At 33.6% G+C, this 22,496-nt stretch carries 28 protein-coding genes and 1 riboswitch; of the genes, 10 read left to right on the top strand and 18 right to left on the bottom strand.

Going from position 1 to position 22,496, the window contains the following annotated elements; genetic code table 11:
* Nucleotides 1-2: 2 nt before the first annotated feature.
* The 8 genes from ACR1PN_RS05690 to ACR1PN_RS05725 form a co-directional block, all read right to left on the bottom strand.
* A complete protein-coding gene (locus ACR1PN_RS05690) occupies nucleotides 3-1,094 on the bottom strand; it encodes an RNA polymerase sigma factor (RefSeq protein ID WP_433979220.1) in 1,092 nt (363 codons plus the stop codon).
* Nucleotides 1,095-1,105: 11 nt separating this feature from the next.
* Entirely contained in the window at nucleotides 1,106-2,170 is a 1,065-nt protein-coding gene (locus tag ACR1PN_RS05695; RefSeq protein WP_433979221.1) for a hypothetical protein, read from the bottom strand.
* Nucleotides 2,171-2,216: 46 nt separating this feature from the next.
* A complete protein-coding gene (locus tag ACR1PN_RS05700) occupies nucleotides 2,217-2,675 on the bottom strand; it encodes a hypothetical protein (RefSeq protein ID WP_433979222.1) in 459 nt (152 codons plus the stop codon).
* 113 nt (nucleotides 2,676-2,788) lie between these two features.
* Nucleotides 2,789-3,223, bottom strand: coding sequence for a PaaI family thioesterase (locus tag ACR1PN_RS05705; protein ID WP_378175019.1), 435 nt, complete (start codon nucleotides 3,221-3,223; stop codon nucleotides 2,789-2,791).
* 30 nt (nucleotides 3,224-3,253) lie between these two features.
* A complete protein-coding gene (locus ACR1PN_RS05710; protein ID WP_378175016.1) occupies nucleotides 3,254-3,850 on the bottom strand; it encodes a 1-acyl-sn-glycerol-3-phosphate acyltransferase in 597 nt (198 codons plus the stop codon).
* 309 nt (nucleotides 3,851-4,159) lie between these two features.
* Nucleotides 4,160-5,887: a PspC domain-containing protein gene (locus tag ACR1PN_RS05715; protein WP_433979223.1), complete on the bottom strand. Its 1,728-nt coding sequence runs from the start codon at nucleotides 5,885-5,887 to the stop codon at nucleotides 4,160-4,162.
* 10 nt (nucleotides 5,888-5,897) lie between these two features.
* Complete coding sequence (locus ACR1PN_RS05720) at nucleotides 5,898-6,227, bottom strand: PadR family transcriptional regulator (RefSeq protein ID WP_433979224.1); 330 nt, start codon at nucleotides 6,225-6,227, stop codon at nucleotides 5,898-5,900.
* 335 nt (nucleotides 6,228-6,562) lie between these two features.
* Complete coding sequence (locus ACR1PN_RS05725) at nucleotides 6,563-6,715, bottom strand: hypothetical protein (protein WP_433979225.1); 153 nt, start codon at nucleotides 6,713-6,715, stop codon at nucleotides 6,563-6,565.
* A 72-nt stretch (nucleotides 6,716-6,787) separates the two neighbouring features.
* Between ACR1PN_RS05725 and ACR1PN_RS05730 the strand changes: the two genes are divergently transcribed.
* Both ACR1PN_RS05730 and ACR1PN_RS05735 read left to right on the top strand, forming a co-directional pair.
* The gene (locus ACR1PN_RS05730; protein WP_433979226.1) at nucleotides 6,788-7,222 is read left to right on the top strand and encodes an XAC2610-related protein; all 435 of its coding nucleotides are present in this window, start codon (nucleotides 6,788-6,790) and stop codon (nucleotides 7,220-7,222) included.
* Entirely contained in the window at nucleotides 7,200-7,790 is a 591-nt protein-coding gene (locus ACR1PN_RS05735; protein ID WP_433979227.1) for an HD domain-containing protein, read from the top strand. Before ACR1PN_RS05730 ends, ACR1PN_RS05735 begins: the two co-directional genes overlap by 23 nt.
* Before the next feature lie 74 nt (nucleotides 7,791-7,864).
* Here the strand turns inward: ACR1PN_RS05735 and ACR1PN_RS05740 are convergent, their stop codons facing one another.
* The 5 genes from ACR1PN_RS05740 to ACR1PN_RS05760 all read right to left on the bottom strand — a co-directional run bounded on the left by ACR1PN_RS05740 (nucleotide 7,865) and on the right by ACR1PN_RS05760 (nucleotide 10,510).
* Nucleotides 7,865-7,993 (bottom strand): hypothetical protein, encoded by a 129-nt coding sequence (locus ACR1PN_RS05740; RefSeq protein WP_433979228.1) that lies wholly within the window; start codon nucleotides 7,991-7,993, stop codon nucleotides 7,865-7,867.
* Nucleotides 7,994-8,377, bottom strand: coding sequence for an acyl-CoA thioesterase (locus ACR1PN_RS05745; protein WP_378174998.1), 384 nt, complete (start codon nucleotides 8,375-8,377; stop codon nucleotides 7,994-7,996). It lies immediately after the preceding gene.
* Between the two features lie 108 nt (nucleotides 8,378-8,485).
* Nucleotides 8,486-8,668: riboswitch (cobalamin riboswitch) on the bottom strand.
* A gap of 74 nt (nucleotides 8,669-8,742) precedes the next feature.
* Nucleotides 8,743-9,540 (bottom strand): hypothetical protein, encoded by a 798-nt coding sequence (locus tag ACR1PN_RS05750; RefSeq protein WP_433979229.1) that lies wholly within the window; start codon nucleotides 9,538-9,540, stop codon nucleotides 8,743-8,745.
* A 32-nt stretch (nucleotides 9,541-9,572) separates the two neighbouring features.
* Nucleotides 9,573-10,235 (bottom strand): ATP-binding cassette domain-containing protein, encoded by a 663-nt coding sequence (locus ACR1PN_RS05755; RefSeq protein ID WP_433979230.1) that lies wholly within the window; start codon nucleotides 10,233-10,235, stop codon nucleotides 9,573-9,575.
* Complete coding sequence (locus ACR1PN_RS05760) at nucleotides 10,232-10,510, bottom strand: hypothetical protein (protein ID WP_433979231.1); 279 nt, start codon at nucleotides 10,508-10,510, stop codon at nucleotides 10,232-10,234. The genes ACR1PN_RS05755 and ACR1PN_RS05760 overlap by 4 nt, the downstream gene beginning before the upstream one ends.
* An 89-nt stretch (nucleotides 10,511-10,599) precedes the next feature.
* Here ACR1PN_RS05760 and ACR1PN_RS05765 point away from each other — a divergent pair, with 89 nt between their 5' ends.
* Complete coding sequence (locus ACR1PN_RS05765) at nucleotides 10,600-11,688, top strand: GEVED domain-containing protein (protein ID WP_433979232.1); 1,089 nt, start codon at nucleotides 10,600-10,602, stop codon at nucleotides 11,686-11,688.
* 40 nt (nucleotides 11,689-11,728) lie between these two features.
* Here ACR1PN_RS05765 and ACR1PN_RS05770 read toward each other — a convergent pair whose 3' ends face one another.
* Nucleotides 11,729-12,040, bottom strand: a complete 312-nt coding sequence (locus tag ACR1PN_RS05770; RefSeq protein ID WP_433979233.1) for a YcxB family protein — start codon at nucleotides 12,038-12,040, stop codon at nucleotides 11,729-11,731.
* Nucleotides 12,041-12,225: 185 nt separating this feature from the next.
* Nucleotides 12,226-14,373: an endonuclease MutS2 gene (locus ACR1PN_RS05775; protein WP_378174980.1), complete on the bottom strand. Its 2,148-nt coding sequence runs from the start codon at nucleotides 14,371-14,373 to the stop codon at nucleotides 12,226-12,228.
* A gap of 269 nt (nucleotides 14,374-14,642) precedes the next feature.
* Between ACR1PN_RS05775 and ACR1PN_RS05780 the strand changes: the two genes are divergently transcribed.
* Entirely contained in the window at nucleotides 14,643-15,284 is a 642-nt protein-coding gene (locus ACR1PN_RS05780; protein ID WP_433979234.1) for a uracil-DNA glycosylase, read from the top strand.
* On the opposite strand, the gene ACR1PN_RS05785 is transcribed toward ACR1PN_RS05780, so the two are convergent.
* The 3 genes from ACR1PN_RS05785 to ACR1PN_RS05795 all read right to left on the bottom strand — a co-directional run bounded on the left by ACR1PN_RS05785 (nucleotide 15,271) and on the right by ACR1PN_RS05795 (nucleotide 17,507).
* Nucleotides 15,271-15,762 (bottom strand): hypothetical protein, encoded by a 492-nt coding sequence (locus tag ACR1PN_RS05785; RefSeq protein WP_433979235.1) that lies wholly within the window; start codon nucleotides 15,760-15,762, stop codon nucleotides 15,271-15,273. The two genes, ACR1PN_RS05780 and ACR1PN_RS05785, sit on opposite strands and share 14 nt — an antisense overlap.
* A 9-nt stretch (nucleotides 15,763-15,771) precedes the next feature.
* Entirely contained in the window at nucleotides 15,772-16,263 is a 492-nt protein-coding gene (locus tag ACR1PN_RS05790) for a DUF456 domain-containing protein (protein WP_378174971.1), read from the bottom strand.
* Between the two features lie 65 nt (nucleotides 16,264-16,328).
* The gene (locus tag ACR1PN_RS05795) at nucleotides 16,329-17,507 is read right to left on the bottom strand and encodes a hypothetical protein (RefSeq protein ID WP_433979236.1); all 1,179 of its coding nucleotides are present in this window, start codon (nucleotides 17,505-17,507) and stop codon (nucleotides 16,329-16,331) included.
* A 166-nt stretch (nucleotides 17,508-17,673) separates the two neighbouring features.
* On the opposite strand from ACR1PN_RS05795, the gene ACR1PN_RS05800 reads away from it, so the two are divergent.
* The 6 genes from ACR1PN_RS05800 (at nucleotide 17,674) to ACR1PN_RS05825 (ending at nucleotide 22,405) form a co-directional block, all read left to right on the top strand.
* A complete protein-coding gene (locus ACR1PN_RS05800; protein WP_433979237.1) occupies nucleotides 17,674-18,939 on the top strand; it encodes a mechanosensitive ion channel family protein in 1,266 nt (421 codons plus the stop codon).
* Between the two features lie 13 nt (nucleotides 18,940-18,952).
* A complete protein-coding gene (locus ACR1PN_RS05805; RefSeq protein WP_433979238.1) occupies nucleotides 18,953-19,924 on the top strand; it encodes a hypothetical protein in 972 nt (323 codons plus the stop codon).
* Nucleotides 19,921-20,640: a pyridoxine 5'-phosphate synthase gene (locus ACR1PN_RS05810; protein WP_433979239.1), complete on the top strand. Its 720-nt coding sequence runs from the start codon at nucleotides 19,921-19,923 to the stop codon at nucleotides 20,638-20,640. The genes ACR1PN_RS05805 and ACR1PN_RS05810 overlap by 4 nt, the downstream gene beginning before the upstream one ends.
* 20 nt (nucleotides 20,641-20,660) lie before the next feature.
* Nucleotides 20,661-20,966 carry a DUF6922 domain-containing protein gene (locus ACR1PN_RS05815; RefSeq protein ID WP_433979240.1) on the top strand — a complete coding sequence of 102 codons (306 nt, stop codon included), beginning with the start codon at nucleotides 20,661-20,663 and terminating at the stop codon, nucleotides 20,964-20,966.
* An 8-nt stretch (nucleotides 20,967-20,974) separates the two neighbouring features.
* The gene (locus ACR1PN_RS05820) at nucleotides 20,975-21,535 is read left to right on the top strand and encodes a nucleotidyl transferase AbiEii/AbiGii toxin family protein (protein WP_433979241.1); all 561 of its coding nucleotides are present in this window, start codon (nucleotides 20,975-20,977) and stop codon (nucleotides 21,533-21,535) included.
* Nucleotides 21,536-21,610: 75 nt separating this feature from the next.
* Nucleotides 21,611-22,405, top strand: a complete 795-nt coding sequence (locus ACR1PN_RS05825) for an alpha/beta fold hydrolase (RefSeq protein WP_433979242.1) — start codon at nucleotides 21,611-21,613, stop codon at nucleotides 22,403-22,405.
* The last annotated feature ends 91 nt before the right edge of the window (nucleotides 22,406-22,496 follow it).

The raw sequence follows: 22,496 nt of genomic DNA on the forward strand, positions 1-22,496 counted from the left end.
GTTTATCTTTCGATATAAATGGTGTCTCTCTGAATAATCTTCTTTACCACAATTACTTTATGAGTCGAAGTTTCAGCGGAATCTTTTTTATTTATATTTTTTGAAGATACTAAGTTTTTTGTTTGTGACGATTGGTTTTTAGTATTTAAATTGATATTTGCTTTGCTGTCTGATTGATCTTTTGTCTGAATGCTTTGGGATGTTTCTTTAGCTGTGATTTTATCATCAATATTACTGTTGTTTTGATTTGCAGTCGAAATATTTTCTCCAGTTTTGAAATTTTCAGGAATATTATTCGTGGTAACTAAGTTTTTTTTAGGGCTAAAAAAGAATACACTTCCTACAATAATGATAAAGAAAGCACATCCTATAACAGCTTTTTGTTTCCAGAAGCTATTATTTGATGAAAGCGAAACTGTATTTACATGAAATTCTGAAGGAATTTCAAAATTTTTGGAAGGAGAGATCGTAAAATCTGAAAATTTACTCTGAAAAGTCTGAGCCCACAATAAATTGCCGAAACCCAAGAAAATAAATAACCGTGCAGTTTTGTTTTTCGGAGTTTCTTTATTGAGAAAATGAGTAAGTAAATAGTTTTGAACCGCTTTTTTTGCTCTCATTAGATGCGATTTTGAAGTATTGACGGGAATTTCCAAGATACTCGAAATTTCTGTGTGAGTATAATTTTCGATATAATATAAATTGAAAACCGATTTGTGATGAGAAGGCAGACTATCGATGGACTTCAACAGTTGTTCCTGAGTAAAATCGTATGCTAAAATATTTTTTTTCTCGTCGAAAGTTGCTGTATTCATTTCGGTATATATATCCGGGATTTCTGATGTTTCTGTAGTAATAAATGTTTCCTTGCTCGTTTTTCGAATAACCTGTAAAGCATTATTGACTACAATTTTTTTAAGCCATCTAAAAACTGCTTTTTCATCTTTCAACTGGTGGTTTTTCTGCATTGCTGTGATAAAACTATCCTGCACAATATCTTCCGCAGTTGGTAGATCTGCGATATATCTGCGACAAATCCCCAAAAGTTTTGGGGAATGCTCGAGATAGATTTTTTGCCAGTTGAGTTTTTGCATCAGATTTTTATTTAGTCCTGTACGACGTAAATTGAGGTGAAAATACCATTAACATGATTAATGTGTTGAGTCTCGACATTATTGATATAAACTTTATAGGAATCTTTTATATCGGAAGTCGATTTGGATCTGATTTGATAAATATTTTGATCGAATGCAAAAAAATCTTCAATTCGATTAAATCCTAAAGCATAAGAAAAAGAGATCGCATTGTCATTTTTTAGATAATCTGAACCATTGCTAAAGTCATAGATATCAGTTCCATCAATTTTAAATTTACCTTTCACGGTTTGAGAAATATAGCTGTCAGTATTTGTTATGATATTTTTAAAATAAGATTTGTCGGTAAGTTTGTCATACATAGATAAATATATATCTCCTAAGCCATTACTTGAAATGTTTCTAAAATTCTTTTGACCTGAATATGGTGAAATAATATTATAAGAGTTATTTTTAAAATAACCTACTTCAATTGGTGAATCCACTAAATTATTAAGCATCTTATTTACCGGTATATACACGTCACCATTATATATTGTGAAATTTCTTGTTGTGACATAATTTTGAGGATTGGGAAAGTTTTGTGTAAACAGTACCGTTTTTAAACCGTTTTTCCAGTAACATAGCTCGCGAGTATAAGTTATGGTAGAAGGTATTTGGACAATCGGACTTGTCACTATTCCAAATAAATAAATATTCCCTTGATCGACAAGGAAGTCATCTATACTATGAGCATAATCAGCAGGATTTGTAGTGTTATTATTCATTCCTATGTGCTGATTAACTGCTATTTTAACATTGTTTTTCCAAATATAATAGTCTTGTGAAATATCACTCATAGCAAAAATATAGACATCATTATTTTCTACGATAATTTTTCTGGGAGTAATATTGGAACCATTAATTAAATCTATTTTGATTCCATTTTTCCAATAACAAGCACTGTTGTTTTCTTTCCCAGCGACATATACATCATATGAGGCCGTTTTTTTCTCAAGCCCTTCATCAATATCATTTTCTCTACAAGAAAATACAAACGTTAACAACAAAACAAATGGTAAAATTAAATTTTTCATGGTATTTTTTATAAGATGCGGAATTACAAAAAGGTTGCTGTTGATTTTAATTAAATAATATAGGTTTTATTGTTTTAGGAATTTTGACGATATGATAAGGTTGAGTAACTACAGACGTAGCATTACCTTGAAGTAATTTTTCTATATCAACATTAATGTATTGAGGATGCTCATCAACGGTCATAATGTCGATAGAATGACCACCGTTTGGGTATACTTCATCAATCACGACAATAACCATAAACTGATTAAAATCAATATTGATTTCGGTAAAATTTGCAGAAGTCTGATGAGTCGGAGTATCAATTTGATTTAAAAATTGATTCCATTGTGCAGAACTGGTCATCACTGTATTTTGCTGAACCACATAATTTGCAGTAATAATGCCTTTTCCAATCAACTGAGAGGTGAACAGGTTTTTGCTTTCCGTGTTATCATCATGATCATTACAAGAAGTGATGATTAAAAATACGGAACAGAGCAGCAGGAGTAAATGTTTTTTCATGATCTATAAATTTAAGGGTTTCTTTATATAAGATGAAAAAAAATAAAATGGTTGCAGAAGGATATAAAAAAAGACTCAAAATTTTGAGTCCTCCATATTTTTTATTGAAAATCTTATCGGTTGATAATGTTATTCGTCATGGTTGTATGATTGATAAGCTGACCTTTTTCGTCCCGGATTTCAATTTCAGAAACGTGCATCGTTTTCCCTTTTCTTATAAATCGGGCTACTGCGGTTACGATTCCGTCTTTTTTACTTCTCAGATGATTCGAATTGATATTGGTTCCCACTCCAAAATATTTACTTCCGTCAATAAAAATATTAGACAGGCTTGAGCCCATCGTTTCGGCTAATACACAACTTGCTCCGCCGTGCATAATCCCGAAAGGCTGATGAATTTTTGGTGAAACGGGCATTGTGGCGGTTAGTGTTTCATTCTCAAGATCAATATCGATGAAATGAATACCGAGCGTTTTTGCAAAAGTTTCTTCACCCCAATTGTTGATGAATTCTAATATTTCCTCTTTGGTTTTATCTTTAGTATACATATTTATTATGAGTAATAAGTAATTTTGCTTCTAACTTCTAACTTCAGAATCATTTCCCATCAGGTTAGGATTCCAGTTGGCCGGGATTTTCGGAACGATGTCATTCTTAATATAATAGTCCTGAATTTCCTGCATAATTTCTGCAAAACTTGCAGATTCTAATCTTTCATAAGGAATCTGATATCCTAAATAAACAATTTTTCTTTTAAAATCTCCCGCAGCCAGAACAATAGGAACTTTTGCTGCCAAAGCCATGTGGTAGAATCCTTTTCGCCATTTCGGAACCCAGCTTCTGGTTCCTTCCGGGGTAATTACCAGACTGAAATCTTCTTTTTGAAATTCTTTTGCTACAAAATTCACAAGATCGTTTTTCTGACTTCTGTCGATACCGATTCCTCCTAAACCTTTTACTACAGATCCATACCAAGCTTTAGTGTGTGCATCTTTAATGATGATTTTCAAAGGTTTTTTCAGAGACCAATACGCTAAATTTCCTAAAAGATATTCCATATTGTGAGTATGTGGTGCAACCACCAGAATACATCTGTTGAGATTATTGACATCGCCCTGAAGAACGACCTTCCATCCCAACAATTTTAACATCAGTTTACCTATTAGCTTTCTCATGAATTTAAATTTTAAACAAAAAAGTATAACCAAAAATTGGTTATACTCTACAAATATATTGAAATATTGTTGCTCTTAAAATAAACGGCTGATTAAATCTACGATTTTTACAGCGATTTCGATAACTACTTGTACCATGGTTTAAATTTTTTTTGTGTTTGTTTTTACTGGAATTTGGATATACGAATATACAAAGATTTTATGACTTAAGACACTTTCTATTGAATTTTTTATCTTTTTAAGAGAAGAAGAGTGTGAATTTCAAACGGTTGTCTTTCCACCCACACCTTCTGCACTCTCTGAAGTTAATTATTTGGTTTTAATAGAAATTTCGTTTTCACCGTCTTTTATCTTGATGTTTTTTATTTCGTTTTCTTTCTGCTTGATAATATTCTTTATAGAATCAATCTTTTTCTTGGCGGCATGCTCAGGAACTTTTACTCCGTTGATGATAACACTGTCTTTATCATCTGAACTGTACTCGATGGTCGAACCATTGATAGAAATTTTATTCTTTTCTATTTTTAAAGTATTATCATTTTCATAATTCTCATCGTTATTTTCCTCATCGTCATTGATTCCGTTGTTGTCAAGATCTCCGTTGAAGTCTATTCCGCGGTCTTTTACCGGAATTACGATCATATTTTGAGGAATGACAAGCTCATAATCAATATGATAATCTCTGAACCGGTGATCATAAGGATACTTGATGTAATTCGGTAGTAAAATTTTATTGCCAACAATTTCTACAGGAACATTTACATTAAGCGGAACATTATAGCCTTTTGCTTCTTTTTTAATAACCAGATAAGGTGCTTTAATGTTTTCTTTTCTTGTGACTTCAACGTAAATGTAATCTTCTTCGTAAACCGATTTTTTATCAGAATAAATATCATTGTCGTACCCAATAAAGTTTTGAGGAATTGCTACCTGCTTTACATCCACATAAATGCTGTCTGAAGCTGTGTTGATGGCAATTTCTTCAGTGTCTTCCTTATGACCTTTGAAAAGCATCTCTCTTTTTGCCATGCTCAGTCCGAAGAATGTTCCTAAAGCGATTACTGTTAAAAACAAAGCTCCTAAAACCCAGCCAATATTTCTAAGTTTTGTTTTTGGTGAGAAAATTTTAATACTTATAAGACTGAAAAGGATGGCAGGAATTAAAGATCCGATGATGATGATGGCTGCCAAAACATTATACAATCCGTCGTTGTCAAAATAAAATCTCATTTCGTTGGCTCCCGGAAAGTTAGATTCTACCCCAAACATACCAAATAATACAAATACTCCAATGATGCTGCTTACTGCCATGATGGCGAAGAAAATCCCGATAATATATTTGAAAACATTCCAGATTCCGCTTCCTGCATTTTTAACGTAAGGCTTATTTTCGATAAAAATTTCTCCTGCTCTGGTGGTTGTTTCATTGGCAAACTGTACAATTTTGCTGGATTCTTCTTTTAAATTATCGAAATTCAACGGCTTTCCCTTCATTTTCAAAAAATCTGAAGCGGTTTCTGCTTTTGGTAAAACTGCCCAAAGAATGAAGTAAAGAATAATCACAAGGAAAGAAGATCCGGGTGCAACCCAAAGGAAGAGAAATGCTCCTACCCAAATTAATCTCATCCAGCTGATTTCCATTCCGAAATAAGCTGCTAAACCAGCACAAACTCCGGCAATTTTCTGACTTTCAGGATCACGGAACAGTTGCTTTCTGTCGCTATAGTTTGTTCCTGAAGTTTTAGTTTTTGTATTTTTTTCAGAATAATAAGCTTCTTCCTGTTCTTCGATTTTTTCAGGAGATCCGATCTGTGCGATTACTTTTTCAACATCGGCATCGTTGATCACTTCACGCTTTCCTAAAGTATCTCTGAAGATTTCAACCATTCTGATTTCTATGTCGTGCATTACCTCATCAGCTTCCGAAGCATCCAATGAGCTTCTCAAAGCATTCAGATAGTCGCTGAGCTTTATATATGCATGTTCTTCTATGGTAAAAGAGAAACCTGCGAGTCCTATTGAGAGTGTCTTGTTCATAGCTTTGTTTTTAGTGTTTTTGAGTGATTTGGTTTACAGAATCTGTTAATTCTTGCCAGGTATTTTGCAGTTCAGTAAGAAAAGCTTTTCCTTTTTCTGTAATCTGATAATACTTTCTTGGTGGTCCTCCTGTAGATTCTTCCCATCTGTATGAGAGAAACTCTCCGTTTTTCAGTCTTGTGAGAAGAGGGTAGAGGGTGCCTTCCACTACATCCAGTTTTCCTTTTTTTAGCTCATCGATAAGGTCAGAAACATACATTTCTCTATGATTGATGAGGCTCAAAATACAGAATTCCAGAATCCCTTTTCGCATTTGCGCTTTGGTATTTTCGGTATTCATCTTTAATAGGTTTTTGTTAATTAGTTATATAATTTTCAGATTTTGGTTCCTAGCTAGCTGAACCTATTCTGATTTTACATTACAAAGATATATAATTAAAATGGTATTATGCAATACAAAGTAGTGAAATTATTTCAATTAAATTTTAACTTATTGATAATCAGTATTATGATTTTAATTAAAAATTAAAAGAAATTAAATTAAAACTTAAAAAATGCTAAAATCGGGTAATGATTTGTATTTTTGTGATAGCTTTCTTATTTCAGATACGACCGAGTTTAATGAGGAATATGATATTACTTTACCAATTATTGCATATAGTATTACTTGGGCCATTATGTTTCGGGTAACATAGGTTTCAGATCAATGATATTTCCAAAAAATACAATGCCGAAATTAATGTGGAAGACTGCATAAGTGATGGATGTAGAGGAAATGGATGGGTGATTTTGTCTGATAAGAATGGAAACATAAAGCAGACCTTTCATTCGCTGGATCTAGTGTTTTATTTTAGACAAAATTTTAAACCTTCCAAGGATATTATAAGGATTACCCGTGAAATGTTACGAGATGAACCTCTGTATTTTGGAGATTTTAATTTTGATGGAACAGAAGATTTAGCGGTAAGAAACGGCAATGGCGGAAATTACGGGAATGCATCTTATGAAGTGTATGTTTTTAATTCTACAAAAATGCAGTTTGTACCAAGTTCGGAACTCACAGAGTTGGCAAGTGGCTACCAAGGAATGTTTGATGTAGATAAAAAAAATAAAAGGCTAACAACCTTTGCCAAATCAGGACAATCTTATTATACCTATGAATATGAAGTTGTTCCTAAAAAAGGTATTGTATTAGTGTATGAAAAGATAGAGGATCACACTCATGAAGCTGTAAAAGTTACGGTCAAAAAGAAAGTAAACAACAAATGGATAGTAAAAAAACTACCAAATAAAATGATAATTGTAAAAGAAGATGAAAATACAGAAAGAAATTGATTTTATTCTTGCAATAGATGCCTTGAAGAATGTGCAAAGAAGAAACTATAATGCAGATGATTCCAGAAGAGAAAATACAGCCGAACATTCATGGCAGATCATTATTTTGGCTCAGATTCTCTTTCCTTATGCAAAAAACAGAGCCGATATTGATCTCTTGAGAGTTATAAGAATGTTATCCATTCATGATTTGGTCGAAATTGAAGCCGGCGATACTTTCCTTTTCGATGAAGCGGCAATGGTCGGCAAGTTCGAAAGAGAGAAACTTTCTGCCCAGAATATTTTCGGAATTTTAGATGAGCCGCTTCGTTCAGAATTTTTTAATCTTTGGCTGGAATTTGAAGAAGAAGAGACGCCCGATGCAATTTTTGCCTGTGCCATTGATCGAATCATGCCTTTTATCCTGAATTCCCACACATCAGGAAAAAGCTGGACGGAAGCTAAAGTGACCGAACTGCAAATTAGAAATATGCTGGAAAATGCGATAAGCAGAGCTTCTGACGAAATGGGAGAAGCTTTTCATCATCTTTTAAATTTAAATCTTGAATCCGAAAAAGTTCTGAGGTAGCTTGTGTATCAGAATTTGAAAGTTTTTTAAATTAATAACAAAGATGCTTTAGATTTTCTGGAATTTATGCTCAATTATCTGTGAAAATCCGAGAAATCTGTGGGAAATAAAATAAAAGGTTTCGGCAGGCAAAGCCCACCGAAACCATCGAAAAATAATCTGAACTGAAATTTCGGCGACCGAAGGTCGCCGAAATTTTTCATTTATAGAATTTGAATTGGTTTCTTAAATTCGTCAATCGCAACGAAAGTAAAATCTCCCACAATCGCTTTTTCTCTTTCATAAGAATACATCTGTTCGGTATAGATTTCTACATTTACTTTCATACTTGTAGTTCCAACATGGGAAACCCGTCCGATTAGCTCAACAATTGTTCCGGCAGGAATAGGTTTTTTAAAATCAATTTTATCGCTGCTTACGGTAACAACACGTTTTCTTGCAAATCTTGTAGCAGTAATAAAAGCTACTTCATCCATAAGCTGCATCGCAGTTCCACCGAAAAGAGTATCGTAATGATTGGTTGTATTAGGAAAAACGGCTTTGAAAATTCTGGTTTCCGATAATTGAATTCTTTCTTCTGTAGTCATATTTCATTATTAATTAAAGCGAAATGAAATGAATTGGAATCCACAGAATAATTCAGAAACACAAGTTTTCTGAAAATAATGAGATCAATAAACTTCAAATCGCGAAAGTTTTTGTCTAAAGAAAAGGCAGGTCTCCTGACTTGTAACATCTTTATGCCTTCCCATCTCGTAAATGAGACAGTGACTTATTATAAAGACTTCAGTTACTTACAGTTGCGCGACAGTTCGTGATTTTCACACGATTCCCTTTTAATCTGTAGCTAAACAGAACCAGTTTCCTGAAAAGTTTTAAGCAAGGCAAAATGCCTAAAGTTTAACCTTTTTCGGGTGCAAAAATAAGAATAATAAAATGAAATTTTCAGAATTTATTCGGGATTGGCATAAACAATCTGACTGATTGCTCTTCCTTCTTTGATTGTCCAGAAGGTAGTATATCTGTTTTCTCCGGATCCGTTGATCATATAAAGATAAATATGGTCATCATCAATGGCAGTTACCCCCATATTTTCAAAATCCATCGTGGGATTAAACATATTTTTGATCGCTTCTCTCACGAATACAGAACCTCTTCCGGGTTGCTGGACGCGTACAGATTTGATCTCCTTTAAATCTTCCGGGAGCTCTTTCCCGATTCCCCAGGTTTTTGTTTTGTCGATTTTAACGATATTTCCTTCTGCATCTTTTTCCTGCTTTTTGAATTTAGCGCTGGAAGGATAAATGTCAATCACGACTTTGGTTCTTTGATTGGCCGGGATTTTAGGATTATTGTTATCTATAAAAGTAATCGATCTTCCGTTTTTAGAAAGGGTTGGAGTAAATTTTGGAAGCTGGTCAATAAATGCAATACGACCTTTATTTACCATTCCTTCTTTTGTAAGACTGTCGTATCTTACAAAAGGTTTGGGAAGCTCTTCTTTTTCGGGATACTTGATCCATATCCATTCGGTTTCGCCGGGAGCTGGCTTTACATAAACAAAAACATCTCCTTTTCGCATTCTTATTTTGTCGACGATTTTTCGGTAATCTTCCTTGTGTACACGTACCATTGCATAGCCGTCTTCAGCCTTAACAACACCAAAAGGAACTTTACTTTGGGCATTAATCAATGCAAAAGAAAAAATACTGAATATCAATAAATAGATTGCTTTGTTGATGAAATTCATTATAATGGATATTTATAGCTCAAAGATATAAATTAAATATTTTTTGGCAGATAATTATATTGTTGCAACTCTTTTAAATCTTTAATTAATCTCAGGTGACCTTCGGTAAGAAGATAAATTTCATCGGATATATCAAGAACATAGGGATATTGATGGTCAGAAATTATAAATGATTTACTTTTACTTTGTTGTTTTATAATTTCTTTTAACTCTGAAATTAATTTAGGAGATAAGCTGTGAAACGGCTCGTCAAGAAAAATGAATTCTGCTTTTGAGTAAATAATCATTAATGCTTCGATTACTCTGATCTCTCCGCCTGAAAGGGTTTTTATTTTTTCATTCAGAAAAGGCTGTATTAAATTTAATTCTGAAATTTTGTGTGCATCTTCTTTATTACAGAATAAATCGATAAGATTTTTAATCACTGCATTCTTTGGAAGAAATGGATGTTGTGGTAAATAAGCAATTTTGTTTTTTCTGTCATACTGCGTCTGCAAAATAGTATTGTTGAATCTGATATATTGTGTATTCCCTTTCTGTGTTCCAAAAATAATCTGGAATAAAGTAGATTTTCCTGAACCGTTTCTTCCTAAAATTCCGGTAATGTTTCCGGTTTCACATTTCAGAAAAATATCTTTAAGAATATCTTTTTCGCCAAAAGATTTTGTAATGCTGTCAATATGGAGCGTACTCATAGAATAACGGCAAAAAGTTTTAAACCAATTCCCAAACTAATGGTAATGATCCATAAAGTTAATCTCGAGAAACCAAAATTTGCATAAAAATGATACTCATTTTTTAATCTTAGTTCATAAATAAAATAATGAAGCAAAGGTAATATGAGAACAAAACAAAGACTGAAATTTTCGAAGGTTATCCCAAGCTGAAACGATAAAAATACAGAAAACAAAATTCCCGGAATGAGAAGTTTTCTGTAAAAAATCCATAATACTTTAAGATTTATACTCATTTTTCAAATTTAGCATTATATTTATTCACTTTTATTGGAATATTCTAATTTAAATACATTAATTTTAAGCCGATCAATTATATTAAAATATGACTAAAAATTTACTCTGTTTATTTTTTGCTTTATTCGTTTTTAATTTTCATCAAAGTAAAAATAAAATCGAAAAATATGAATTTTTTTGCGATACTTTAGCTCCTGCAAATGTAGCGGTAACCAATATTTCACATACTGAAGCAACAGTGAGCTGGGTAAATGATCCAAATACTTCAAATTATGTTGTGGAATATCGACCTGTCGGAAATTTTGCATGGATTTCGCCACTAACGCCTACCGGTCAAAATTTTGTAAATCTATCCGGCTTAATGCCTTGTACAGCTTATGAAGTTAGAGTTGCCAAAATCTGCAATAATGTTTCGGGAACCTGGTCACCAATTCTGATTTTTAATACAAAACTAAATTATTGTACTTCCGAAGCCGCAAATTCAGTCATTATGCATACTTCGAATGTTACCGTTACCCCATTAGGGGCAACTCCGATGATCAGTAATTCTGCAGCATCTCTTTATACAGATTATCGTTCCGATGCTTCACGCAAAGTGTATTTAATTTGGGGTTCTGTGAACAATGAAATTTCTGTTACAAAAAGTGGTGCAGTAAATCCAAATGCCGCTTTTGTAACGGTGTGGATTGACTTCAATGCAAATGGTATTTTTGAAACTAGCGAAATTATTTTGAATTCTACGGGAGCTTCTTCTAATATAAGCAATGGTCAGTTTGCAGTTCCTTCTTTGGCGTCTGTTGGCGGAAATATCGCTTGTTCAGTTACAATGAGAGTTGTATTTTCAAATACAGCCGTTGCAAATGGGTGTGGTACTTTTGGTTACGGTGAAGTTGAAGATTATGACGTTTATTTGACTGGCTCTTCAGAACTTTCAGTAAATGATCTTCATCATCCGAAAGAAATCACAGTTTATCCTAATCCTGTTTCCGATATTTTATTCATCCAAGGAATTTTATCAGAGGAACATTATAAGATTTACAATTCAGCCGGACAATTAGTGAGTGAAGGAAACTCCCAAAATAAAACAGTAAATGTTCAGCATTTCACAAAAGGTGTTTATTTTATTCAGTTTAATGGAAAAGATAATTTGGTCAGATTGAAATTTATAAAGAAATGAAAAACAAAAAAGAGCATCATATCCGATGCTCTTTTTTTGTTTAATCATTTCTCAGTTTGGCTTTCACATTATTCTTCTGAATTAAATTTCTAAGCTCCTGAATCTGACTCTTTGTAAAATACTTTTTAGGAATCATATTCATCGTCGTTTTACTTTGGTAGATCAGAAACCAATCTTTGTTTTCTTTTACTTTATGCACGAAATCCCATGTAAACTCTCCGTCAAAAGTTTCTCCTCTCGTATTTACTTTTTCCTGATCAAAAACGTAAATAATTTCTTCCTGAATTTTCTTGTTGGAATAAAATGCATTTTTCAAACGGAAATAGGAACGTACAGTTATGAAAATTAGCATAATTAAAAGCCAAAACAATGCTGTGCGAAAAACTTCTTTTACATCAGATCCAATATCGTACAAGTTCAGTCCTAAAAAAAGCAAAATAATTAATGAAAAAATAATTAGTCTGGGCAATGAGTTTTTAAGATTAAAATTCAGAAAGTCTTTAAACGTAATAAAAGTTTTTACCGTTATCATCAGGTTTAAATTCTTTCGAGTTCATCAGCATCAATGGTCGTCTTGAAAGTTCCATAGTTGACAATGACTTTATTTCTTGAAATCTTTTCAATCGTTCCAACGCTTGTACTTCCTGTTATTCTCACACGTTGCCCTACTTTCATCCAAAGCGCACGATCTGTTTTGCGCTTTTCTTCGATCTTCTCGTTAGTTTCAGTAATTTTTTCGATAACTTCCTCTTTTTTTAGTTGCTGAGTAATTTTTCTCTTCACAACCTGAAGTCGTTTCGATTCATCTTTATCAGCGCCTATTTTTCTGAATTTCTCCTGTTCAAGAATTTTTACAAAATCTTTTACCACATCTTTTCTCGATTTCCCTTTTACATAACTGTCGATAAACGATTCAATCTTTGTCCCAAACTGTAGCTTACGGTGCTCCTCCTCATATAGTTTCTGGAAGTTGAATAATTTCTGCTGAAGCTGTTCGTTCAGTTTTTGCAGGTTATCACGTTTATCTTCCACCGACTCTTTTCTTTCTGCAAGATCAGATTTCAGTTTTTCAACTTCGTATTTTTCCTGTTGAAGCTTTACAATGGTTTTATCTAAATTCACAATATCATGTTCTACCTTTTTCTTGGCAGAATGAATGATAAATCTTGGGATTTTATTTTTTTCAGCTACTTCAAAAGTAAATGAACTTCCGGCTTGTCCTACTTCCAGTTTATACATTGGCTCCAGCGTTTCTTCATTAAACAACATCGCTGCATTTTGTGCATTCGGAAGCTGTTCCACAACCAATTTAATGTTGGTATAATGCGTTGTAATGATCGCAAAACTTTTTTTGTCGTAGAAAAACTCAAGGAAACTTTCTGCTAAAGCTCCACCTAGTTCAGGATCAGAACCTGTACCGAACTCATCAATCAGTAAAAGCGTTTCAGCGTCGGCTTCACGGATGATTCCACCCATTTTTTTTAAGCGTGATGAATAGGTGGAAAGATGGTTTTCAATAGACTGATTATCACCAATGTCGGTCATGATTTTATCAAAGAAAAACATCTCCGATTTCGGATGAACCGGAACAAGAATTCCGCTTTGGATCATTAGCTGGAGCAATCCTACCGTTTTGAGTGTGATTGATTTTCCGCCCGCATTCGGCCCGGAAATACAGATGATTCTGTTGTGTTCTGTGAATGTAAGACTTTGTGGGAAAATGGTCTTATTTTCAGCTTTATTTCTCAACCATAATAAAGGATGAAAAGCATCTCTTAATCGCAGCGTTTTATGTCTGTTGATTTTCGGTAAAACACCGTTGATGAGTTCTGCAAATTTTGCTTTTGCTCTCGTTAAATCAAGATCAAAAATATACATTTGATATCTCCAGAGCTGCGGCTGAAATTCTGCCAGTTCCGCAGTAAGCTGTCTCAGGATTTTATCAATTTCCTTTTTTTCTTCTTCTTCGCTTTCTTTTAATTTAAAGTGATGCTTTACGACAGAATCAGGCTGCATATAAGTGATTGAGCCTGTTTTTGAAAGTCCTAAAACTCTTCCTGCAACTCTTTTTTTATACGCAGATTTTACCGCTAAAACTCTTTGGTCGTCAATAATGGTTTCCCGAATGTCATCTAAAAAATCACTTTGTCCGTAATTAAATAAAGCTCTGTTGAAATTCTCGGTAATCGCTTTTTTAGCATGTTGGATTTCAGTTCTTAAACCTTTTAAAATAGGTGATGCTTCACTTTTAACTTCTCCGAAACGGTTGAAAACTTTATCAACTTTGTCGATAATTTCCTTTTTAAATTCAAGAACGGAAACATCCTGAATTAATGTCGGGAAAGTTTCAGGCATGGTCGGGAAAAACTTCTGCAGTTTTCCGATTTGTTCAGTAAGCGTTTTGATTTTGATGAAAGCTGAGTTTTCTAACCGGTAGTTTTCGATCAGCATTAATTTCAGTTCGCTTTCAATATCTTCATATTCATCAAACGGAATTGCATTTGAACTTTCGAAGCTCGATAAATACTCTGAGGCTTTTTTCAGTGAAAGTTCTGCTTCGTCAATCTTCATCGGACGAAGTTCAAGGATTTTATTTCTTGTTTTCTGAGAATATGCAAAGGGAGAAATTTCTGCGAGCAATTGCGGAAATTCTAATTCGTCTAAATCTTCTTTATCTATATACACAGTGCAAAGATAATTAATTTGAAAATGAATTAATTTGAGAAATTAAAATGAATTTCAAATCTCAAATCTCGGACTTCAAATCACGAATCACTTAATCAGTGTTTTGCTTAAGAAGTAATGCTTCATTTGTCATTTTGGTGAAGGAGAAATCTAGTTTTTAATTATTAAGTTTGCATTATAAATTTTATAACGCTAATTTTAAGAATAAAGCTTGGCTTTAAAATTGAATTCTCAAATTAAACGCATTCTCAAATTTTCAAATTAAATTTATGACCTGGACAGAAATATTAGCCCCGATAAAAAACACCACTTATTTTACCAACCTTTGGGAAAAAGTAAAGCAGGAATACGCAACGACAAAAGTTTTTCCGCCGAAAAATCAGATTTTCAGAGCATTGGAAATTACACCTTTTGAAGATGTTGAGGTGGTGATTATCGGTCAGGATCCTTATCATAATGACTTTCAGGCAAACGGTTTGTGTTTTTCTGTTTCAGAACAGGTAACGGCTCCGCCTTCGCTTAAAAATATTTTTATTGAATTAAAAAATGATATTGGGGTAGAACGTACTTCAAAAGAGCTTGACGATTGGGGAAAACAGGGTGTTTTATTGTTGAATGCAACTTTAACAGTTCGTGCGCATACTCCGAATTCACATAAAGATCTGGGTTGGGAAAAATTCACAGATTTTATCATTAAAGAAATCTCGGACAAAAAAGAGAATGTAGTTTTCGTTTTGTGGGGCGCTTTTGCACAAAAAAAAGCCGAACTCATCGATCCGGCTAAACATTTTATATTAAAATCTGCACACCCATCACCATTTTCTGTACACAGAGGATTTTTCGGAAGCAAACCTTTTTCAAAAATTAATGAATATCTTGCCTCAAAAGGTAAGAAACTTATCTCGTGGTAGAATTCTGTTGGTCGTTTTCTTTGCTAATTAAAATACCAATTTTATACTTTCCCGAAAGTGATTTTGTCCCTTCCTGTGAAGTTGGGTAAGGCGTTACTTCTTGTAAGGTAATATTATATCCATTGAAAGATTGGGTTTTGTGATAGTTTTTCCCACTGACTTCCGAAGTTGATAATTGCAAAATCACGGGTCTGCTTGTTGTACTCATAAATTCTACATTGGCAACAGCAACTCCCGCCCAGATACATTGTGTACCTTGTGGGCAGCGGCTGTCCTCAGCAATATTTTTAAAAGTAATATTGGTCTGAAATTCTTTGATGAATTTATTTTCTCCTTCATTGAAATAAATAATTTCACTATTGGTATTTAATGGCGATTCACTTTTTACGTTATCCGTATTTTGAGCTGTAGCTTCTTTCTGAGCCTTGCAATTCATCAGACTTATTAAAACTAAACCGAAAAGAATACTTTTATACATTTCTTATAATTAAATTACATTTACAATATCCAAAATTACAACCAAAAGCATGGCAACGCCCACTACGAGACTAAATCCTGTTCCGTAAATAAAGCCGATGAATGCTCCTTTTGTAGATTTTAAGGCTTTATTCATGTCTTTGCTGTCATGCAAAAGTTCTCCGATAAAAACGCCGGCAAACATCCCGACTAAAAACCCTAACGGAATTGGTAAAAACATCCCGACGATAGTTCCTACAACCGATCCTATACTTCCCCAACGTGTCCCGCCGTATTTTCTGTTGGTTTTTGCGGGGATCACATAATTTAAAACTGCAGAAGCGAGTGTCAAGATGACAAAAGTCCAAATATATAGCATAGATAAATCCGAATCTGTGCCGTATTTGTAAATTAATAATCCGGCAAGGCTCAAAACAAGTCCGGGTAAAACGGGTAGAAAAGTTCCTAAGATTCCTAGAATAAGTAAAATGATACTGAGAAAGGTTATTACTGAATGATCCATATCTGTTTTAATAAAAAAGTGACTTTAAAAAGCCACTTTTTTATGTATCAATTTTTAAGCCGATTTTAAAGATTCAAAATGACATATTGCAGAATTACTCCTGCATTCCCGATATTTCCTGTAGCATGATTGTGGAAGCTTGTGTAGTAGATATATCCACTATTTGTAGATCCGGAGCAAGGTCCTACTGTTGCACCTAACGCTACCAGATAAGGAACAGCAGCTGTAGGTACAGAAATACTGATCTGAATATTTCCTGGTAGGGTAATACAAACAGTCGTAAATGTTGTGCTTGGAGCATTTCCGATCGGTGTACTTGGAATTCCGGTTGCTGTAAAATGATTGGTTCTGATCATTAATGCATTATTTGATGAAGTTTCTTTTACCAGAACTTCCCAGTAAGCAGGATCATAATTCACGATTTTTTGCCATAATCCCAAATCAAAGTCAATATTCAATGTATTGAAGCCTAATGCTGCAGATAATCCTGCATTGTTTACCGTTGCAGGAACAATACCTGAAGTTCCGGTATTTGTTGAACATAATTTTGAATCCGGAACAAAGCCTCCCGGAAGTAAACAGGCGTTGGTATTATCTGTTCCGCCAACCAAATAGGCAACATCCCAGTCGGATGCATAAATACTTCCCCCATTAGCAACGAAAGTCGCTAAATTAGCATCAATTGCAGGGTAAATCGATTGGTTTAAAGTGTAATTTCTTGATCCGCAATTCAGAAAGATAATATCGTATTGGGCTATTGTTGTAATGTTGGCAAGGTCTGTATTGGTGATTTCTGTAGCGGTGTAGCCCAGATTCTGGATAATATCTTCAATTTTGTCATAAGCTCCTTTTATATAAGCTATTTTTGCAACCTGGTTCAGCTTGGTCTGATTTGCATTTAAATTAGCCGTTTCGTTATGTTTTACCGAGGTTGAAATTTCCGTACGGAAATTGCTGCCATCACCTGTCTGGATGTAAACCTTTCGATCACCAATGGGAGCTTCGAGTGTAAAATTACCTTCAGCATCGGAAGTGGTGTAGTAAATTTTATATTTCTCGTCAAAAGTAAAAACGGACGCTCCTCCAATTGGTTTGCTTCCGTTTTGGGACATTACTTTTCCTGAGAGTTTACCAGTTTTTATGCTGTTGTCGACTGTTGTTTCTGCAGGAGTTTCATTGTCAGATCTGCATGATCCTAACGATAAAAGGACCAAAAAAATCAAAAGCAAGTTGAATTTTTTCATATAATTTAGTTTTTGGATTTTGAATTGCTAAATTAATAATTTTTATATTAATTTGGTTTTATTTTTGAATTGAATTTTAATAATTATTGAATATATTTTAATTGAAATAATTTTATTCTTGATTAATAGGGGGCAAGTAAACCTTTATTTTATTAAATTTGTTTTGATGAAAGACGAAATAAAAGATACCAAGAGTTTTTTTCAGGAGATCAGTGAGCAGCTTTATATTTATATCAGTAAAATTTCTCCTACTGGTCTGGATTGGGTGTTTCATATTATTGTGAAATTAGGGTTGCTGATAGCAATTTTTCTGCTTTTGGATTTTATATTCAAGATCATTATCAATTATACTTTTCGTTTCTTTCACAATGAAAACAGATTTCCCGTTCTGAAATCGATTTATCAGTCCAGAATAACCAATTCTGTGGCACATTTCATTGCTCTCGTCATTATTGGCTCGCTCCATGAATCGATTTTTGTGGGTGCGCTGAAGCAAACAACGATTTTCATCATTCGATGTGTGAATTTAGGTTTGGTTCTGGTTCTTGCGGGAATGCTGTACAGATCTTTGACTGCTTTTAGGAATTATTTTACCATACAGCAGGATTATTATAAGGTGATGGCGATCAATGCAATCTCCGAAACGGTAAAAATATTAGGAATATTCCTGTTTACGATTGTAAGCATCTGTGTAATTTTTGGTATTAAAGGAACAACAATTGTAGGAAGCTTAGGAGCGATTACCGCCGTTCTGGTTTTGGTTTTCAGGGATACTATTTTAGGGTTTGTAACGGGAATTCATGTGGCGACCTCTAAAAGTCTTAAAGTGGGAGACTGGATCGGAATACCCAAATATAATATCGAAGGTAATATTTTAGACATCAGTTTGCTGACCACAAAAATTGCAAATTTTGATAAGACTATTTCTTCAATTCCTACTTACGATTTGCTAACTACGGAGATCAAAAATCTTCAGGTCATGTCAGAGTCGAATACAAGAAGAATTAAGAAATCGATTTTCTTTAATATCAATTCGTTTAAATTTTTAAGTAATGAGGAAATTGAACGTTTAAAAGAAATCAATCTTATTTCAGATTATCTGCATGAAAAAACTTCAGAAATAAGTCAGGAAAAAGAATCAATAGAACACAATGATAAGATCATCAACGGAAGACAGCTGACTAATATTGGGGTTTTCAGGCATTATGCTCAGAAATATCTTGAAAATGATGCTGAAATTGATAAAGACAGTCCGATCATGGTTCGACAGCTTGAAATTACTCCTCAAGGATTGCCTTTGGAGGTGTATTGCTTTGCTAATGATTCTCAATGGATACGTTTTGAGCAGATTCAGGCAGATATTTTTGATCATTTACTGGTGGCATCCAAAGAATTTGATCTTCAGATTATGCAGATCAGTGTTAAGGTTTAATTCATAAGCATATATGGGAAATAACACGTCTCATCGAAATGTTGAGTTTCTGAATCTTGCTATGCTTTTATTAGCGGCAGCAGTCTCATGTGTACTTCCGTTTGATACTTTTCTTTTTTCTTACGCTGTATTAGGGCCACTTCATTATCTCACAGAATTGCAATGGCTGAAAAAGAAAGATTATTTTCTGCCTCAGAAATCGGTGAAGCTGTTTGTGTTTTTGTCAGTCGCACTGGCGATTTTTTTATTTTTAAATTACATCAGTATTTTTAATTTTTATACATGGAATAACGGGGTTTTTATTGGTATTCTGTTGTGTGCTTTTTTTCTTGTAAGCCTTTATTTCATCTTTACTGTAAAATCAATAGCTTTAAAAAGTGTGACGATTGGACTTTTGATTTCCTGCATTGCTTTATATTACTTTAAACCAGGAATCATCATCTTCTTCGGACTTTTTATTCCAACAATTATTCATGTATATGTATTTACCGCAGTATTTATGATTTCGGGGTATCTTTCAAACCCTGATAAAGTAAGTCTGTTGAGTATTATTTTGCTTTTAGGGACGCCGTTTCTTATTTATTACTTACCGGTAGAAGCATTTGCTGTAGAAATATCGCAGGCTAAAAGTATATTTAATCTTACAGGTTTTAAACTGATTAATCAGTGGCTTGTTTTTCTTACAGGGAAAACAGAAACCGAAATTCTGATTATAAAAGTCCAGATCTTCATTGCTTTCGCTTACACTTATCATTATCTCAACTGGTTTTCCAAAACTTCTGTTATTGGATGGGCCCGATCTTTAGAGCCAAAAAAGATGGTTTTAGTTGCAACGATTTGGATTTTATCAATAGCTTTGTACCTGATTAATTATCAAACCGGTCTGATGCTGCTTTTTGTATTAAGCATGATTCATGTATTGGCGGAATTTCCACTGAATGCAATATCCTTCAGAACCGTATTTCAAAAATTGTTTTCTAAATGACAAAACTAAGTGTAAATATTAATAAAATTGCCACTTTAAGAAACGCAAGAGGAGGAGAAACACCAAGCGTAACTGAAGCTGCAATCAAAATCCAGGAATTTGGCGCACACGGAATTACCATCCATCCAAGACCTGATGAACGACATATCACCAGAAAAGATGTCTATGATCTGAAGCCGATTGTTCATACTGAATTTAATATAGAAGGGAATCCTCACCGGGAATTTATCGACATGGTTTTAGAAATAAAACCCGAGCAGGTAACTTTAGTTCCCGATGCAGATGATGCTATTACCTCAAATGCTGGTTGGGACTGTGAAAAAAATATGGATTTTCTGAAATTGGTTATAGCGGAATTTAAAAATGCAGGAATCAGAACATCAATTTTCTTAGATCCAAACCCTGAAATGGTAAAGTTTGCTGCAGAAACAAGCGCTGATAGAATTGAGTTGTACACCGAAGCTTATGCATCAAACTATTCCAAAAATAAAGAAGAAGCCATCAAACCTTATTACGAAACAGCTGTGAAAGCTGCAGAATTTGGTTTGGGAATCAACGCAGGTCATGATTTAAGCTTAGAAAATTTAAAATATTTTGCAGATAATATCCCAAGTCTTCTGGAAGTTTCCATAGGTCATGCATTAGTTTCTGAAGCATTGTATATGGGAATGGAAAATACAGTTCAGGCATATTTGAAGAGATTGGCGAAATGGTAGAATTTGCTTATATTTGATATATGAATTCTGAAATTTCCATCAAAGACTTTTCTCAACATCTCTTTTGGGATGTGGATTTGGCAACTTTTGATCTTGAAAACTATAAAGAGTTTATGGTTGGACGTGTTGTGGAATATGGCAAATTAAAAGACTGGGAATTATTAAAATCTCTTTATGGTAAACAGAAAATTAAAGATATTTCTCTGAATTTAAGAAGTCTTGACGCTGTATCGCTTTCTTTTCTATCCACAATTTTCAATATTGATAAATCTGAATTCAGATGTTACAAACACAGACAGTTAGTACAGAATTACTGGAACTCCTAAAAAGTATTATGAACTCGGCTTTTTTTTCTGATTATATTTTAGTTGGAGGAACTGCTTTAGCATTGCAATTCGGTCATAGAAATTCTGTTGATTTAGATTTTTTTGCGAATAAAGAAATTGATGAAGATAAAATCTTAGAAGAATTAAAAAAGCTTGGTAAAGTACAGAAAATTTCCGGAAGTCGAAGTGTTTTAATTTGTTCTATTAATGGAATTAAAGTCGATTTTGTGAATCACAGGTACCCTTTTCTTGATAGAAGCATCGTCATTGATTCTGTTCGTATGGCTTCACCAAAAGACATTTCTGCAATGAAATTAAATGCGATAGAAGGGCGAGGAACAAAAAAAGATTTTATAGATCTATATTTTCTGCTGGAAAAATTCAGTTTAAACGAAATGATAGCTTTTTATAATGAAAAGTATATTGATCATACAGATTTTATGATGTTAAAATCACTTACATATTTTGTTGATGCAGATATTTTTCCTCAGCCGGAAATGTTTTCAACTTTTGATTGGGATGAATGTAAGGCAAAAATTATTTCAGAATATCTTAAACTGAATTTATAAAATTATTTATATCAATTTTTAAGTGCTGGAAAATCAATATTGATTATTCAACTTCCAGCTCAAAGACAACAAAAAATGGAAATCTTACACTCAAAAATATTTGGCGAAAATCTATCGTCAACACCGCTTTTAGTATTTCACGGTTTGTTTGGAATGCTCGATAATTGGGGAAGCTTCGGGAAAGAACTGGGAGAATTTCTTCCCGTTCATCTGATTGATTTGAGAAATCACGGAAGAAGTTTTCATTCAGAAAATATGTCGCATGATGATTTGGCAGATGATATTGCCAATTATATGAATTATTATAGAATCGAAAAAGCTCATGTTTTGGGACATTCTTTAGGCGGAAAAGCGGTGATGCAATTCGCCATCAATTATTCTGAAAAAGTTGAGAAATTAATCGTTGTTGATATTGGTCCAAAAGCGTATCCGCCACATCATCAGGGGATTATTAAAGCTCTTGAGACGGTGAATTTTGATGAGGTGAAATCAAGAGGCGAGGTGGAAAATGTTCTGACACAATATATTCCCGAGAAGTCAACGATTCAATTTTTGGCTAAAAATCTGTATTGGGAAGAAAATGGCGATTCAAAAAAACTCAACTGGAGGTTTAATCTAAAAACACTTTCAGAAAAATACAATCAGTTTGTATCGAATGCTATTAAATTTGGTGTTTTTGAAGGTGAGACTTTGTTTATTGCCGGAGAAAAATCAAATTACATTTTGCCACAGGATGAATTTTCTATCAAACAGCAATTTCCAAAAGCAAAATTTGTAAAAATTAAAAACGCAGCGCATTGGGTTCAGGCAGATAATCCTGTTGATTTTGCAGTTGTGGTTAAAGATTTTTTAGGCTTAAAAAATAACTAGCAATTAGTGAATTATAAACGTTAAATTTTTCATAAAGCATACCTCATTGTTTTGTTGATGATTAAATAATTTTTAATTTAGATTCAACTAA

The organism is Chryseobacterium sp. RLHN22, from assembly GCF_051011795.1.
GTDB lineage: Bacteria > Bacteroidota > Bacteroidia > Flavobacteriales > Weeksellaceae > Chryseobacterium > Chryseobacterium zhengzhouense.